Raw genomic sequence first — 18,400 nt, forward strand, 5'->3', positions numbered from 1 at the left:
GTGTTGGGGGCGTGGCATTGCTTGGAGTGGGGCGCGGGCGGGGGCGTCGTGGTGGCGGTGTAGGTAGTCGGCCAGGTTTGCCACGGTGGAGGCGTCGAATAGGTAGCGCACGGGGACTTGTCTGTTGAGTGCTGATTGCAGTCGTGCGCTGACTCGGGTGGCGATCAATGAGTCCCCGCCCAGGGCGAAGAAGTCGTCGTCGAGTCCGACGCGGTCTAGTCCTAACACTTCGGCGAATACGTCGGCGACGATCTTTTCGGTCTGGGTCTGCGGCGCCCGGAAGGGTGTGGTGGCAAACACCGGTGCTGGCAGTGCTTTTCGGTCGATCTTGCCCGAGGAGGTCAACGGGAATTCGTCGAGCACCATGATTTGGGCCGGCACCATGTAATCGGGCAACCTTGTGCTCAACCATTGCCGCACCGCGCTGATCTTGGTGTTGGTTTGGGGATCATTGGCGTAGGTGTTGCGTTGGTGGACCCCGGCGGGAGGCAGGTAGAGGTCGGTCAGCGGTGGGGCGTGCTGGCCATCGCAGTCAGCGGGGATAACCAAGACGGCATCAAGAGTGCCCGGTTGGGCACCCCAGGTGAGCGCCACGTGGTAGCCGGCGGTTTGACCCAGGCGATGCAATTGTTCGGGAGTGGCGGCCTCAGCGGCCACGCTGGCCGCTTGGGCCACCGCATCGGCGAGCGGCAGCCCAGCGGCCAAGCCGGCTTCGATACCGACATCAGTGATCAGTCCGGCGCGGGGAATATCGGTGATGCGCACGACGTCTGGACGTTGCGATATCAACTCGGCATGCAGTCCACTAAGGCCGGCACATTGAGTCCATGCCCAGCTGGGCGCACCAGCCAATGAACGAACCGCTGTGGGGGTCTTGTGGATGGTGACGTCATAGCGATACCGGGTCAACTCGTTGTCGGCCAACCCACATTTGACTTCGATATCGAGCCCGGCCACCGATGCATGGTCGGCGGCCCAGGTGGTGAAAAACTCTGGAGCCAGCAGCAATTCAGGCTCACCAAGCACGGCGCGATGGACTCGTTGACGAATCTCAGCGGTGTCCTCACCGGTGGTGCGGGCAAGCGCGACACCGGTCTGAAACGCGCTTTGCAAGCTGTGGTTACGCACATCGCCGATGAACAACGCCCCACCAGGTGCCAGCAATCGCATCGCCACCACCAACACATCGGTCAGATACCCCGCACTGGGGAAATACTGGATTACCGAGTTGAGCACCACCACATCGAAATGGCCCTCAGGCAGCCCATCGGCCACATCGGCCGGCTGCACCCGCAACTGCACCCGATCCCCCCACGGCTGCCCAGCCCCCAGCGCCTGCAGCCGCTGAATCGTGGGCGCAGAGAAATCGGTACCCCAATACTCCACACACACCGGGGCGATCTGCGACAACACCAGCCCCGAGCCCACGCCGATCTCCAACACCCGCCGCGGCCCCAAAGCCATGATCCGATCCACCGTGGCCGACCGCCACTCCACCATCTCCTCAAGTGGAATCGGATCATCGGTGTAGCTGCTATTCCAGCCCCGGAAATCCATGCCGAACCCCGACACCGCGACATCAGCGTCATACAGCTTGTCGTAGATGTGTTGCCACTGGCCAACAATTTCGGCCTCGTCATCAGCGACAGTGACGGTGTGCTCAAGAGCCACATAGGCGACCAAATGCGAGCCAGTGTCACCGTGATGCACCGTGGCCGCGCCCTGGATGACCTGCGGACAAGCCAGCAGCGCGTTTTCAATTTCACCCAACTCCAGACGCTGTCCACGCAACTTGATCTGAGTATCGGCCCGGCCCAGATACTCCAAAGTGCCCGCAGACGTCCAACGCACCACATCACCGGTGCGATACATCCGCGCCCCCGCACCCCCATAGGGGTTGGCCACAAACCGTTCCGCAGTCAACTCCGTGCGCCCGATGTAACCATGGGCCAACGCCGGCCCGGCCAAATACAGCTCCCCCACCACCTTGACCGGCGCCGGACTCAGCCGCCCATCAAGCACCAGCGCACTAACCCCCGGAATCGGACCACCAATACTGACCGGCTGCCCCGCCACCAACGCACCACAGCTAGCCCAAATCGTGACCTCGGTCGGACCATAGGCGTTAAACATCCGCCGACCCGGCGCCCAAGCGGCCACCAACTCCCCCGCACAGGCCTCCCCACCAGTGATCAACGTGCCCAACCCATCTAGACGAGCGCGATCCAACGACGCCAGCACCGTCGGAGTCAACAACGCCGCACTGACCCGCTGAGCCTGCAACAACGCAGTCAACGCCTCCCCGCCATAAACATCCGCAGACGCCACCACCAACGCCGCCCCCGAGGCCACCGCCAACAACCACTCAAAAACCGACGCATCAAAAGTCGGCGCAGCCACCATCAACACCCGCGCACCCGCGCCCAACCCGAACACCTCACGATGGGCCGCCGCCACCCCCAACAGACCCGCGTGACTGACCGCCACCCCTTTAGGAACACCAGTAGATCCCGAAGTGAAGATCACATACGCGGTGTTATCCACTCCCAACGGAGCCAACCGCTGAGCATCGACAATCGGATCCGCACTGCCCCCACAAAGGTCCAAACCGTCGACGCGCAGCACCGGCCGCGGCCCAGCCGCCACCAGATCATCAGCACCGCAAGTCAATACACACACAGCCCCTGCCGCATCCAACACCGCAGCAATCCGCTCCACCGGATGAGCCCGATCCACCGGCACATACACCCCACCAGCCTTGAGCACCGCCCACCACGCCACCACCAACTCCACACACCGATCCATCGCCACGCCCACCGCACGCTCAGGACCCACCCCCACCTCAATCAGCACCCGCGCCAACCGCGTCGAGCACCCATCAAGCTCGCCATACGACAGCCGCCGGCCACCATCGATGACCGCCACCGCACCCGGATCGGCAGCCACCGCCGCCGCCAACAACTGCGGCGCCACCCCCACCGGCGCACCCACCCCCACACCAGACCACCCCGCCAGCACCAAATCCCGCTCACCGGCATCCAGCAACGACACCTCACCCACCACCACCGAGGCATCAACAGTCACCGCCTCGACCACCCGCCCAAACCAAGCCACCAACCGCTCGACAGTGGCCCGGTCAAACAAATCCGTGGCATACAACACCACCCCCGCAGCCATCGGCGCACCCGGATCCTCAGTAGCCACCTCACTTAACTCAATATCCAAATCAAATTTGGCGGTGCGGGTAAACACCGCCAACGGCTCAACACCGACCCCATCGAGCACCATCTCGGGACGCACATTGTTCTGGAAAGCCATCGCCACCTGAAACAGCGGATGATGCGCCGCAGAACGCACCGGATTAAGCTGCTCAACCAACAACTCAAACGGAACATCCTGATTGCTATAGGCATCCAGCGCCTTCTGACGCACCCGCTCAAGCACATCACTGAACCGATGCCCAGAATTGACACCCACCCGCAACACCCACATATTGACGAAAAACCCGACCAAATCATCAAGCGCCGCATCCGCGCGCCCCGCAATCGGCGAGCCCATCACCACGTCATCACCGGCCCCAACCCGGTGCAACACCACCGCCAACACCGCCTGCAACACCATCGAAGCCGTCGCATTATGCGCAGCCGCCACCCGCTTAACCCCCGCCCACACCAGCGGATCAATACGCAACTCCACCGCTTCACCGCGATAACTAGGCACCGGCGGACGAACCCGATCCGTCGGCAGCGACACCACCTCAGGCAGATCAGCCAACTCCTGCAACCAATACCGCAACTGCCCAGCAATCACACTGCCCGGATCAGACTCCACCCCCAACCACTCCTGTTGCCACAACGCATAATCGGCATACTGCACCACCAACGGCACCCACCCCGGCGCCCGCCCCACACACCGACTGGCATACGCAACCCCCAAATCCCGCGCCATCGGCGCCAACGACCAACCATCAAAAGCAATGTGGTGCACCACAATACCCACCACATACTGCTCACACCCCACCGCAAAAACCTGCACACGAATCGGAATCTCAGCCGACAAATCAAACCGATACCCCGCCAACCCCACCAACGCCGCCACCACATCACCCTCCGGCAACGACACCACCGCCGCATCCCCGACCCGCCACATCCCCGACCGAGCCGGCAACACCTCCTGGAACGGCACACCATCCACATCAGGAAAAACCGTCCGCAACGACTCATGACGCGCAATCACATCATCAAGCGCCGCCCCAAACGCCTCAACATCCAACGCCCCACTCACCCGCAACGCAGTCGGCATGTTATACGTCGCAACCCCACCCTCAAACCGATCGATAAACCACAACCGACTCTGCGCAAACGACAACGGAATCACCGCGGGCCGCGCAACCGGTATTAACCGCGGACGCCGGCCCGCCTCCGCACCAATACGGGGTGCCAGCTGGGCCACCGTGGGCGCTTCGAACACCGCACGCACCGCCAAACCCGCATCCAGGCCGGTGTTGATCGCGGCGACCAGGCGCATCGCCAAGATTGAATCCCCACCTAAGTCGAAGAACGAGTCGTCGACCCCAACCCGCTCCAGCCCCAATATTTGGGCGTAGATGCCGGCCAGGATTTCCTCTATCGCATCGCCTGGGGCGCGGTAATGATCGGTGTCCTGGTAGTCGGGTGCCGGCAGAGCGCGGGTGTCGAGTTTGCCGTTGGGTGTCAACGGCAACGCCTCGATCGCCACCACGGCGGCTGGCACCATGTAGGCCGGGAGTCGGTCGGCCAGCGCGGTGCGCAGCTCGGCGGGATCGGCGGTGCCGGTGATGTAGCCGACCAGGCGTTTGGTGCCGGGGTGGTCTTCGCGGGCGATCACCACCGCCTGCTCGACACCGGCCAAACCAGCTAGGGCCGTTCGGATCTCGCCGAGCTCGATGCGATACCCGCGGATCTTGACCTGATCATCGGCGCGGCCCAGATACTGCAACTGCCCATCGGCGCGCCAGCTCACCAAATCCCCGGTGCGATACATCTTTTGTCCGACGCCGCCGAATGGGCACGCCACAAACCGGGCTGCGGTCAACCCCGACCGCCCCAGATACCCACTCGCCACACCACTGCCGGCGACGTAGAGCTCGCCGACCACCCCGGGCGGTACCGGGCGCAACCACGCATCGAGCACGAACACCGCCGCCGTCGACACCGGCGCACCAATGGGTGCCGCCCCCGAACCCGCCACCAGTGGGGCGCTCATCGACGCATACACCGTGATCTCGGTCGGCCCATAGGCGTTGATCACCACCCGCCCCGGCGCCCACCGATCCACCACCTCAGCCGGACAGGCCTCCCCGCCGAGCAATACCGCCACCGACTCCAACCCCTGCGGCGACAACGCGTTCACTGCCGACGGGGTTTGGGTCAACACAGTGACGTGCTCACCAATCAACAAGTCGTGGAACTCATCGGGTGAGGTGACCACCGACTCGGGCACAATCACCAACCGGCCCCCACCCAACAACGCCGCCCAAATCTCCCACACCGAAAAGTCAAACGCATACGAATGGCACTGCGTCCACACCTGCACATCGGGCAACTGCGCCGGGGTCGATCGCGCCAGGTGACCCAAATTGCGGTGCGTGACCGCCACCCCCTTCGGGACACCGGTAGTGCCCGAGGTGTAGATGAGGTAGGCGATGTCGTCGGGAGCCGGATCCGGCAACGCCGTGTCAGGCTGACCGTCCACCGCCGCGTCGTTGACGTCAATGACCGTGACGTCATGACCATCCAGCCCCGCCGCCAACGCAGCGGTGGTGACCGCGACAACCGGCGCGGCGTCGGCGAGCATGAACTCCAGCCGCGCATCGGGCAGCGCCGGATCGATCGCCAAATACGCCGCCCCCGTCTTAAGCACCGCCAACATCGACACAATCGCCTCGGCCGAGCGCTCCAACACCAACGCCACACACTCACCGCGGCCCACACCCCGGCCAGCCAGTAAGTGCGCCAACCGATTCGACGCCGCATCCAACTCGCGATAAGACAGCGACCGCCCCTCAAAGCTGACCGCCACCGCATCCGGTTGACAGGTCACCCGCTCGGCGAACAACGCCGGAACCGACACCGGCGTGTCGGCAGGGGCGGTCAATACTGCCCGATTACCCAACTCGGCCAACCGCGCGTGCTCAGCTGCGTCGAGCACATCGATCGACGACAGCCGCCGATGCGGATCAGTGGTCATCGCCGCCAACACCCGCTCAAAGCGTGCGATCAACGCTGCGATGCTGGCCGCATCGAACACATCGGTGCGAAACTCCACTGCTCCCGAAATCCCAGCGGGCTCACCGCCCTCGGTGAAGCGTTCGGACAATGAAAACGCCAAATCCATCCGGGCAGTGGGGACATCCACCGGCAGCGGGATGACCTGCACATCACCCAAACTCAGTCGGGCAGCGGGATCCTCGGCGGCGTTCTGCCAGGCCAACGCCACCTGCACCAGCGGATGATGGGCCAGGCTTCGGGCCGGGTTGAGCCGCTCCACCAACACCTCAAAAGGCACATCCTGGTGCTCGTAGGCCGCCAGGCTGCGGGCGCGCACCTGAGCCAACAAATCCGCCACGCTGGGATCGCCACCCAGATCGATGCGCAGCACCAACGTGTTGACGAAAAACCCGATCAACTCATCCAGGGCCGGGTCGCGGCGCCCAGCGATCGGGAACCCCACCGCCACATCAGAGCTGGCGCTAAGCCTGCCCAACAACACGCCCAGCGCTGCCTGCATCACCATGAAACTCGTCGCATTATGCTCGCGAGCCACCCGAATGACCTGCTGCTGCAACTGTGCGGGCCACTGCACCGCCACCGTGGCTCCACGCTGATCGGCCACCGCCGGATACGGCCGATCGGTGGGCAACACCAACCGCTCGGGCATCCCGCCCAGCGCATCCCGCCAATAACTCAACTGCGTGGCGATCAGACTCTGACCATCGTCGAAATTGCCAAGGATTGCCCGCTGCCACAATGTGTAATCGATGTACTGCACCGCCAACGGCGACCACGTGGGCCCTTGCCCGGCACAGCGGCTGGCATAGGCCACCCCCAAATCGGCCACCAGCGGGGTGATCGACCAACCATCAGCAGCAATGTGATGCACCACCGCCGCCAACACATGCTCATCCTCGGCGACACGGAAAAGCTTTGCCTGCAACGGGGTTTCGGTAGCTAGGTCGAAGGTGTGCCGCACTGCGGCATCAATAGCCTCCTGCAGCTGGCTTGTCGACCATGCGGTGGCATCGACGACCTCCCAGCCGAAGTCAACCTGCTCCGCAGAAACCACCACCTGCCGCGCGATCCCCTCCACCACCGGGAACAACGTGCGCAGGCTTTCATGGCGGACCACCACATCGCGAAGCGCCGCACCCAACGCCGCCACATCCAATGCCCCACTGATCCGCAGCGCCGTCGGCATGTTGTGCACCGGCGAGGGCCCCTGCAATTGATCCAAGAACCACAACCGCTGCTGAGCAAACGACAACGGCACCACCGCGGGCCGCTCACCAGCCACCAACGGCGCCAACCCATCACCACCAACACCAATACGCGATGCCAACTGGGCCACCGTGGGCGCCTCGAACACGGTGCGTACTGAAAGGCCAGCGTCTAGGCCCGTGTTGATCGCGGCGACCAGACGCATCGCCGACAGTGAATCTCCACCTAAATCGAAGAACGAGTCGTCGACCCCAACCCGCTCCAACCCCAAAATTTGGGCGTAGATGCCGGCCAAGATTTCTTCGACGGCGCTGACCGGCGCGCGGTAGCGCTCGACGCCCTCGTAGTCGGGTGCCGGCAAAGCACGAGTGTCGAGTTTGCCGTTGACCGTCAACGGCAACGCCTCGATCGCCACCACGGCGGCTGGCATCATGTAGGCCGGCAACCGCTCAGCCAGCGCGGTGCGCAGCTCGGCGGGATCGGCGGTTCCGGTGATGTAGCCGACCAGACGTTTGATGCCGGGTTGGTCTTCGCGGGCGATCACCACCGCCTGCTCGACCCCATCCAAACCCGCTAGGGCCGTTTGGATCTCACCGAGCTCGATGCGATACCCGCGGACCTTGACCTGATCATCGGCGCGCCCCAAATACTGCAACTGCCCATCAGCGCGCCAACTCACCAAATCCCCGGTGCGATACATCCGCATATCGGCCCCGCCGAATGGGCAAGCCACAAACCGGGCTGCGGTCAACCCCGACCGCCCCAGATACCCACACGCCACACCACTGCCGGCGACGTAGAGCTCGCCGACCACCCCGGGCGGTACCGGGCGCAACCACGCATCGAGCACGAACACCGCCGCCGTCGACACCGGCGCACCAATGGGCGCCGCCCCCGAACCCGCCACCAGTGGGGCGCTCATCGACGCATACACCGTGATCTCGGTCGGCCCATAGGCGTTGATCACCACCCGTCCGGGCGCCCACCGATCCACCACCTCAGCCGGACAGGCCTCCCCGCCCAACAACACCGCCACCGACTCCAACCCCTGCGGCGACAACGCGTTCACTGCCGACGGGGTTTGGGTCAACACAGTGACCCGCTCACCAATCAACAAGTCGTGGAACTCATCGGGCGAGGTGACCACCGACTCGGGCACAATCACCAACCGGCCCCCACCCAACAACGCCGCCCAAATCTCCCACACCGAAAAGTCAAACGCATACGAATGGCACTGCGTCCACACCTGCACATCCGGCAACTGCGCCGGGGTCGACTGCGCCACATGACCCAAATTGCGGTGCGTGACCGCCACCCCCTTGGGCACACCCGTAGTCCCCGACGTGTAAATCAGATACGCGATGTCCTCGGGAGCCGGATCCGGCAACGCCGTGTCAGGCTGACCGTCCACCGCCGCGTCGTTGACGTCAATGACCGTGACGTCATGACCATCCAGCCGCGACCCAAAAGCAGCGGTGGTAAGCACCGCGACCGGCGCCGCGTCGGCCACCATGAACGCGATGCGCGCCTCCGGCAGCGCCGGATCGATCGCCAAATAGGCCGCCCCGGCCTTGAGCACCGCCAACATCGACACAATCGCCTCAGCGGAGCGCTCCAACACCAACGCCACACACTCACCGCGGCCCACACCCCGGCCAGCCAGCAAGTGCGCCAACCGATTCGACGCTTCGTCAAGTTCACGATAGGTCAGCGAACAGCTGTCCGAGGTCACCGCGACCGCCTCCGGGCAGCGGGATACCCGCTCGGCGAACAACGCAGGGACCGAAAGCGCCGGCAATACGGATTGGGTTAACACCATCCGATTACCCAGCGCATCCAACCGCGCATGCTCAACCTCATCGAGCGCATCCACTGACGACAACGGCTGCCCTGGATCGGCAACCATCGCCGCCAACACCCGCTCCAACCGCTCGACCAACGCTTCAACACTCACCGCGTCAAAGACATCGGTGTCGAATTCGACGCGCAGGCCGAGTTCGAGGCCCGGGCGGGCCGCCACGGTCAACGGGTAGTGGTTGTGTTCGCGACTGTTGACCTCGGTGATAGCCCACTCGTGGTCGCCCAACAATGCCGCGGTGTCGATCGGGTAGTTCTCGTACACGAACAAGGTGTCGAAAAGCTGTTCGTGGCCGGTGATGCGGTGAATTTCGTTGAGCGCCAAATGCTGGTGCTCAAGTGTGCGGTTCTGAGTGTTTTGCAGCTGGTCCAACAGGTCGGTGGTGGTGGTTGCCGGCGTGACGTTCGCCCGAACCGGCACGGTATTGATCAGCAGGCCGACCATCGATTCTGCCCCGGCCACCTCGGCAGGCCGCCCCGAGACGGCGACGCCGAAGGCGACATCGTGGTGGCCGGTCAGCCACATCAGCGACTGCGCCCAGGCGCCTTCCAGCACAGTGTTGACGGTGGTGTGGCAGGAGCGCGCCAGCTCGCTAAGGGCCCGCGTGGTCTCCTCGGACACGCGAAACGCTTCAACGCGTCGCGGTCCTAGCCCTAATCGGTCTGGCGGGCCGACCAATGTGGGCGCGTCAAAGCCGGCGAACGTCTCACGCCACGCCGCGCGGGCAGCGTCAAGATCCCGACCGGCCAGCCAAGTGAGAAAGCTGCGATACGACCCGGCGGCGGGCAGCCGCTGCCGGTGATAGCTGGCGAAGATCTCCTGCAGCAGGATTGGCAGTGACCAACCGTCGAGCACGATGTGGTGATTGGTGAGCACGAACCGGTGCCGGTCTGGTGCGCTGCGGATGAGGGCAGCCCGAAAGGCTGGCTGCCCGTCGAGCTCGCAGACCGCCGCGCGTTCGACGGCACACAGTCGCTGCATCTGCTCGTCGACATCGAGGTCTTCGCCGTCCAGCTCGACATAACGCCATCCCGCCGCGGGATCAGCCGGGATGATCTGGAGCGGCTCATCAAACCGGTCACAGAATCGGGCCGCCAGGTTGGGATGCCGGGCAACGACCGTGTGCACGGCATCGCGCAGGCGGTGCTGGTCAAGGGCACCGATCACAGTGAAGTCGAGCTGCACCGCATATATATCGTCATCGCTGGCCTGTGCGGTGTTGGCGTGAAAAAGCAGCCCCTGTTGCAGGGGGGTCAGCGGCAAAACGTCGGCAATCTCATATTGCTGGTGGAGCTCGTCGATCTGCTGCTGGCTTACTCGAGCGGGCGCGATATCGGAGGGGGTAAGGCCGCCGCCACCGCATCGCACATGCGCGCAGATGCCCGCCAGGGCGTCGAACCACAGCTGGCTGAGGCGGCTGATCTGGGTGTCGTCCAGCGCCGAGGGGGCCCAGGTCCAGGCGGCGTGCAACTGCGGGCCGGCCTCGGTGTCGACGGTGCCGGCGTTGAGTTCGACGGTGTGCCCCAGTGGCATCGGTATCGCTGCGGCGGCGGTGACTGAGACGCCATCCTGGCAGATACGCCACTCAATCCCGTCGGCGATCGGGGCGCCCAGTCTGCCGAGGTAGTTGAATCCGATGGTGGGGTCGGCGTCGGGCAGGTCGACGTCGGGGTTGAGGTAGCGCAGCAGTCCGTAGGTCAGGCCCTCGGGCAGGGCGCGCAGTTGTTCTTTGGCGTCTTTGATGACCGGGCCCAGCGCCGCCTCGCCGGCGATGACCTGAGACCAGTGCAGCCCGGCGAGGTTCAACGCCACCGGGTACTTGGTGGTAAACCAGCCCACCGTGCGGGAGAGGTCGACGTCGGGGGCGAGCTCGTCGTGGCGGCCGTGGCCTTCGACATCGATGGCCAGCGGCGTAGCGGTGGTGTCAAGCAATTGCGTCAACGCCAAGCCGTAGGCGATCAGCAGGATGTCTTGGATCCCGGCATGAAACGCGGCCGGGACCTCACCGAGCAGCAGGCGGGTGGTCTCGATGTCCAATGCAGCGGTCAAATGCCCAGCGCTGGCATAGGTGTCGTGCTCGGGCTGCACCGCCGGCAGCGCCGAGGTGATCGCCACCACCTGCCGCCAGCGCTCGGCTTGCTCGACCACCACCGCAGCACTCGCATGTTCGCTCAGCAGCGCTGCCCAGCGGGCAAAGGAGGTTCCGGTCACCGGCAGCGCGATCGGTTGGCCGTGATGATGTTGGGCCCAGGCGATGTTGAGGTCTTCCAGCAGAATCCGCCACGACACCGCATCCACGGCCAGGTGGTGAATGATCAGCGCCAGCTGACGCGTCGAGGTCGCCCACAGTGCACTGACCATCACCCCGGCAGCCGGGTCCAACATTGAGCGGGCCGCCACCAGCGCCTCATCACCCAACACGTCCACCGACACCACATGCGCAGTCACTGAGCCCGGAGCGGGCACCTGCAGCGACCACCCGCTGCCACCGTCATCGGTGACGCGGCACCGCAGCATGGCGTGGCGATCCAGCAGCGCCTGCACCACCACCGCCACGTCGGCCTCGGTCACCTCGGCCGGGGCTTGGACGACCACCGTCTGGTTGAACTGGTCCACCCCACCGCGGCTGCTGTGGATCTCGCCCAGCCACGCGATGATCGGGGTGCTCGCCACCGCACCCACGCCCTCATCGACCGGGCCGACCTCACCGCCGGTGACCGTCACCACCGAAGCCAGCCGGGCCACGGTCTGTTCGACGAAAATGTCGCGCGGTCGACACAGCACCCCTGAGGCTCGGGCCCGGGCCACCACCTGCATCGACAAAATGCTGTCCCCGCCCAGATCGAAGAACGAGTCATCGACCCCGACCCGCTCCAACCCCAAAACCTGCGCGTAGATGCCGGCCAGGATTTCCTCGATCGCATCGCCGGGGGCGCGGTAACGCTCGACGTCCTGATACTCCGGTGCCGGCAAGGCGCGGGTGTCGAGTTTGCCGTTGACCGTCAACGGCAACGCCTCGATCGCCACCACGGCGGCTGGCACCATGTAGGCCGGCAACCGCTCGGCCAACGCGGTGCGCAGCTCGGCGGGATCGGCGGTGCCGGTGATGTAGCCGACCAGCCGTTTGGTGCCGGGTTGGTCTTCGCGGGCGATGACCACCGCCTGCTCGACACCGGCCAAACCTGCTAGGGCGGTTTGGATCTCGCCGAGCTCGATGCGATACCCGCGGATCTTGACCTGATCATCGGCGCGGCCCAAATACTGCAACTGCCCATCGCCACGCCAGCTCACCAGATCCCCGGTGCGATACATCCGCGCCCCCGCACCCCCATAGGGGTCGGCCACAAACCGCGCCGACGTCAACCCCGACCGCCCCAGATACCCACACGCCACACCACTGCCGCCGACGTAGAGCTCCCCCACCACCCCGGCCGGTACCGGGCGCAACCACTCATCAAGCACAAACACCGCCGCCGTCGACACCGGCGCACCGATCGGCGCCGCCCCCGAACCCGCCACCAGTGGTGTGCTCATCGACGCATACACCGTGATCTCGGTCGGCCCATAGGCGTTGATCACCACCCGCCCCGGCGCCCACCGATCCACCACCTCAGCTGGGCAGGTCTCCCCGCCCAACAACACCGCCACCGACTCCAACCCCTGCGGCGAGAGCGCATTGACCGCCGACGGCGTCTGGGTCAACACATTGACCCGCTCGCTGACTAACAGCGCATGGAACTCATCGGGTGAACTCGCCACCGACTCGGGCACAATCACCAGCCGGCCCCCACCCAGCAACGCCGCCCAAATCTCCCACACCGAAAAGTCAAACGCATACGAATGGCACTGGGTCCACACCTGCGCCTGCGGCAACTGCTTTGGCGTCGACTGCGCCAGGTGACCCAAATTGCGGTGCGTGACCGCCACCCCCTTGGGCACACCCGTAGTGCCCGACGTGTAAATCAGATACGCGATGTCCTCGGGAGCCGGATCCGGCAACGCCGTGTCAGGCTGACCGTGCACCGCCGCGTCGTTGACGTCAATGACCGTGACGCCATGACCATCCAGCCGCGACCCAAAAGCAGCGGTGGTAAGCACCGCGACCGGCGCGGCATCGGCCACCATGAACTCCAGCCGCGCATCGGGCACCGCCGGATCGATCGCCAAATACGCCGCCCCAGCCTTAAGCACCGCCAACATCGACACAATCGCCTCGGCCGAGCGCTCCAACACCAACGCCACACACTCACCGCGGCCCACACCCCGACCAGCCAGCAAGTGCGCCAACCGATTCGACGCCTCATCCAACTCGCGATAAGACAGCGACCGCCCCGCACAGCTGACCGCCACCGCCCCCGGTTGACAGGTCACCCGCTCGGCGAACAACGCCGGAACCGGCGCGGGCTGAGTCAACACTGCCCGATTACCCAACTCCTCCAGACGGGCGTGCTCACCCGCGTCGAGCACATCGATGGACGACAGCCGCCGATGCGCATCTGTGGTCATCGCCGCCAGCACCCGCTCAAAACGTGCGATCAGCGCTCGGATACTGGCCGGGTCGAACACATCGGTGCGGAATTCCACCGTCCCACCGATGCCCGCCGGCGCACCGCCCTGAGTGCGACGCTCCGCCAGCGAGAAGCTCAGATCCATTCGGGCGGTATGGGTATCGGCCGGCAGCTGCGCCACCGTCAGATCACCCAACGCCAACCCGGGAGCTTCGCTGTCGTGGCCGGGCACGTTCTGCCAGGCCAACGCCACCTGCACCAGCGGGTGGTGGGTCAGGTTTCGGGCCGGGTTGAGCCGCTCGACGAGCACCTCGAAGGGCACGTCCTGGTTCTCGTAGGCGGCCAGGCTGCGCTGCCGCACCTGCGCCAGCAACTCGGCGACGGTGGGATCGCCGCCCAGATCGATGCGCAGCACCAAGGTGTTGACGAAAAACCCGATCAACTCATCCAGGGCCGGGTCGCGGCGCCCAGCAATCGGGAACCCCACTGCCACATCAGAACTGGCGCTAAGCCTGCCCAACAACACCGCCAAGGCGGCCTGCATCACCATGAAACTGGTCGCGTTATGCTCACGCGCACACTGGGCCACCTGCTGCTGCAACTCGGCACACCAACTCAGCGCCATCGTGGCACCACGCGAATCGGCCACCGCCGGATACGGCCGATCAGTAGGCAACACCAACCGCTCGGGCATCCCAGCCAACACATCCTGCCAATAACCCAACTGCGTGGCGATGCGGCTACCGCTGTCGTCGAAATCCCCGAATTGGGCGCGCTGCCACAACGTGTAATCGATGTACTGCACCGCCAACGGCGACCACGTGGGCCCTTGCCCGGCACAGCGGCTGGCATACGCCACCCCCAAATCACGCACTAGCGGGGTGATCGACCAACCATCAGCAGCGATGTGATGCACCACCGCCGCCAACACATGCTCATCCTCGGCCACGCGGAAAAGCCGCGCCCGCAACGGAATCTCACCAGCCAAATCAAATGGATGACGCGTCACCGCATCAATAGCCTCCTGCAGCTGGCTTGCCGACCATCCGGTGGCATCGACGACGTCCCAGCCGAAGTCAACCCGCTCCGCAGAAACCACCACCTGCCGCGCGATCCCCTCCACCGCCGGGAACAACGTGCGCAGGCTTTCATGGCGGATCACCACATCGCTCAGCGCCGCACCCAACGCCGCCACATCCATTGCCCCACTGATCCGCAGCGCTGTCGGCATGTTGTGCACCGGCGAGGGGCCCTGCAATTGATCCAAGAACCACAACCGCTGCTGGGCAAACGACAACGGCACTACTGCGGGCCGCTCACCAGCCACCAACGGCGCCAACACATCTCCACCAACGCCGATACGCGGTGCCAGCTGGGCCACCGTGGGCGCCTCGAACACCGCACGCACCGCCAAACCGGCATCCAGGCCGGTGTTGATCGCGGCAGCCAGACGCATCGCCGACAGCGAATCCCCACCCAAATCGAAGAACGAGTCGTCCACGCCGACCCGCTCGAGCCCGAGAATCTGGGCATAGATACCGGCCAAGATTTCCTCGATCGCATCGCCCGGGGCGCGGTAACGGTCAGTGTCCTGATAATCCGGTGCCGGCAGAGCTCGCTTGTCGACTTTGCCATTTGGCGTGAGCGGCAACGTGTCCAAGACGATGACCGCGGCCGGGATCATGTAGGCCGGGAGCCGGTCGGCTAGCGCAGTGCGCGCCTGGGCAGGGTCGACGGTGCCGGTCACATACCCGATCAGCCGCTTGTCGCCCGGGCGGTCCTCACGGGCGATCACCACCGCCTGCTCGACCCCGTCGAGCGCGTCCAGGGCGGTTTGGATCTCGCCGAGCTCGATGCGATACCCGCGGATCTTGACCTGCTCGTCCGCACGCCCCAGATAGCGCAGCTGCCCATCGGCGCCCCAACGCACCAGATCACCGGTGCGATACATGCGCATACCGGCTCCGCCGAACGGACACGCCACAAACCGGGATGCGGTCAACCCCGCCCGGCGCACATACCCCACACCCACGCCGCGGCCCGCCACATACAACTCACCGACCACGCCGGCCGGCACCGCCCGCAACCACCCGTCGAGCACAAACAACGCCGCCCCCGCCATCGGCGCACCAATGGGCACCACCCCCGGCCGTGCCACCAGCGGCGCACTCCTGGACGCATACACCGTGATCTCGGTCGGACCATAGGCGTTGACCATCACCCGCCCCGGCGCCCAGCGCTTTACCAACTCGGCCGGACACGGCTCACCGGCCACCACCAACGCCACCGAACCCAAACCCTCGGGCGAGAGCATCCCAACCGCCGAGGGGGTCTGACTCAACACACTGACCTGCTCACCAACCAACAAGTCATGCAACTCATCTGGTGAGCCGACCACCGACTCCGGTATCACCACCAGCCGCCCGCCGCCCAGCAGCGCAGACCAGATCTCCCACACCGAAACGTCAAAGGCCAAGGAATGCCACTGCGTCCACACACCCGTGCGCGGCACGCCGGGATCAAATGACTCCACCAGCTGGGTCAGGTTGTGATGGGTGATCGCCACCCCTTTAGGCACCCCGGTAGTACCCGAGGTGTAAATGAGGTACGCGATATGGTCCGGGCTTGGCGCCGGCAGCGCGGCGCTGGGTTGGCTGTTGATCGCCGGATCCTCGACATCGACGACCAACAGGTCCAGCCCGGGTAGACGCCCCACCACATCCGCGGTGGTAATTACCGCCACCGCCGCAGCATCGGCGAGCATAAAACCCATCCGCGCTCGTGGACACTGCGGATCGATCGGCAGATACGCCGCTCCCGTCTTGAGCACCGCCAGCATCGCCACGACTGCTTCCGCGGAGCGTTCCAACAGCAGCCCCACACACTGTCCCGCGCCCACCCCGTGACCAGCCAACAGATGCGCCAACCGGTTAGCCGCCTCATCCAGGTCGCAATACGTCAGCGACCGACCCGCACAGCTGACCGCTACGGCCTCTGGATGACAGGTCACCCGCTCGGCGAACAACGCCGGAATCGACGCCGTCGGGCATGCCGGCTGGGTCAAAACCGCCCGATTACCCAGCACATCCAACCGGGCATGCTCATCCTGATCGAGCACATCCACCGACGACAACAACCGCCCCGGGTCAGCAGCCATGGCCACCAGCACCCGCTCCAACCGATTCGCCAAATTGCGGAGATCACAATTCGGAAGCAATTGCCCCGCACCCGGTGTGCTGAGAAAAAGCTGATCCTCATCCCGGAAGAAGACCAGCCGAAACTGATCCCCTAGGCCATCGTGGGTCAGGGTCGCCGTCACCGCAGAACCAGCGAGATCCGCCAGATGTGTCGTCGGGATGAAATTAACCGCTATCCGATTCGAGATCTGCTCAGAGCCGCGGAGACGTGCCGCACTCTCGATGGTGTGCACTGGGAACCGCTGATGCTGCAGCGCTTCGTGGATCCGCGAGTCAACGTGTTCGCAAAAGCTTGTGACCGTGGCACCCGGCGATGCTTTTAGCACTAATGGGACCACACCGGAAATCATTCCGGGCACCACTTTTGACTCCAGACGAACGCGCCTGCTTACCGGAAAATCAAATACGACCTCTGAACTTTCAGCATCGCATCCACCAACTAGCAGTGCGGACGCTGCGGTCATCACTGACGATCGATGCACACCTAGCGCCCGGGCCAACTCATCGATCCCAGCAACTGCGGAAGGGTTCAATTGAACCGGCGCAGCCGTTACATGGGCATCATGCCCGTTCGTAGCATTCGCCAACCGATAACGCGGTTCGCTTTCGGACGGGAGGTTTCTGGCCCAGTATTCCTGATCATCCAGATAATCGGGAGACGCCTCGTACTCCAACTCGCAATCAATGAGATCACTCAGCGACCCAAAGTAAGTCGGAGGAATTGACCCACCAACAGCAATAGCGCTATAGATAGTTGCAATTCGATGCAGAACTAGAGCAAGGCCGATTCCGTCCGCTACTATATGATGGCAGCATACGAAAACATAAAATTCATCTGTACGTGTCTGCAATAACGCAAATTTGTACAGCGGCCCACTTAACGGCATTGCCGTCTGCTGAATCGACGAGGCTAGCCGATAAGCGTCCTGCTCGGGATCCTGCGATCCGATCAAGTCATAATGAGCCAGCTTGACGGGCGGATCATCAACCACTCGTTGAATAACCTGGCCATCAACCTGGAAAAACGCGGCCCTTAGTGGCTCAGCCTCGCGGACCACTCGACGGACCGCCCACTCCAACAAGTCGAGGTCAACCGGGCCCGCGATTCGCGCAAATACGCCGACTTGCCACCTGGCACCGAAACGACCTGTTTCCTCTGCAAGCCATATGTCGAGCTGGCCACGCGTTAACGGAAATACCCGATCAGCGACATCCATCGAAGCCCCCTGCAACGGATGCAAATTCAAGATTTATGTGTCGAACACTGGGCTTGCGCCAAGCCTCCCGCGCAAACCCCTCATCCCCGCGATCCCCCGGAGCTGATCACTTGACTATTCCGCGGCTGCGTCAAGCGGGATAGGG

Annotated in this window: 1 protein-coding gene; it reads right to left on the reverse strand. The window is 64.3% G+C overall.

Annotated features, from left to right (window positions below; all coding sequences use genetic code 11):
* Positions 1 to 18,255: amino acid adenylation domain-containing protein (locus AC5Y49_RS18390; protein ID WP_499889567.1), on the reverse strand; the 18,255-nt coding region annotated here is incomplete at its 3' end.
* Positions 18,256 to 18,400: the final 145 nt, after the last annotated feature.

The organism is Mycobacterium sp. NGS62 (assembly GCF_059812285.1).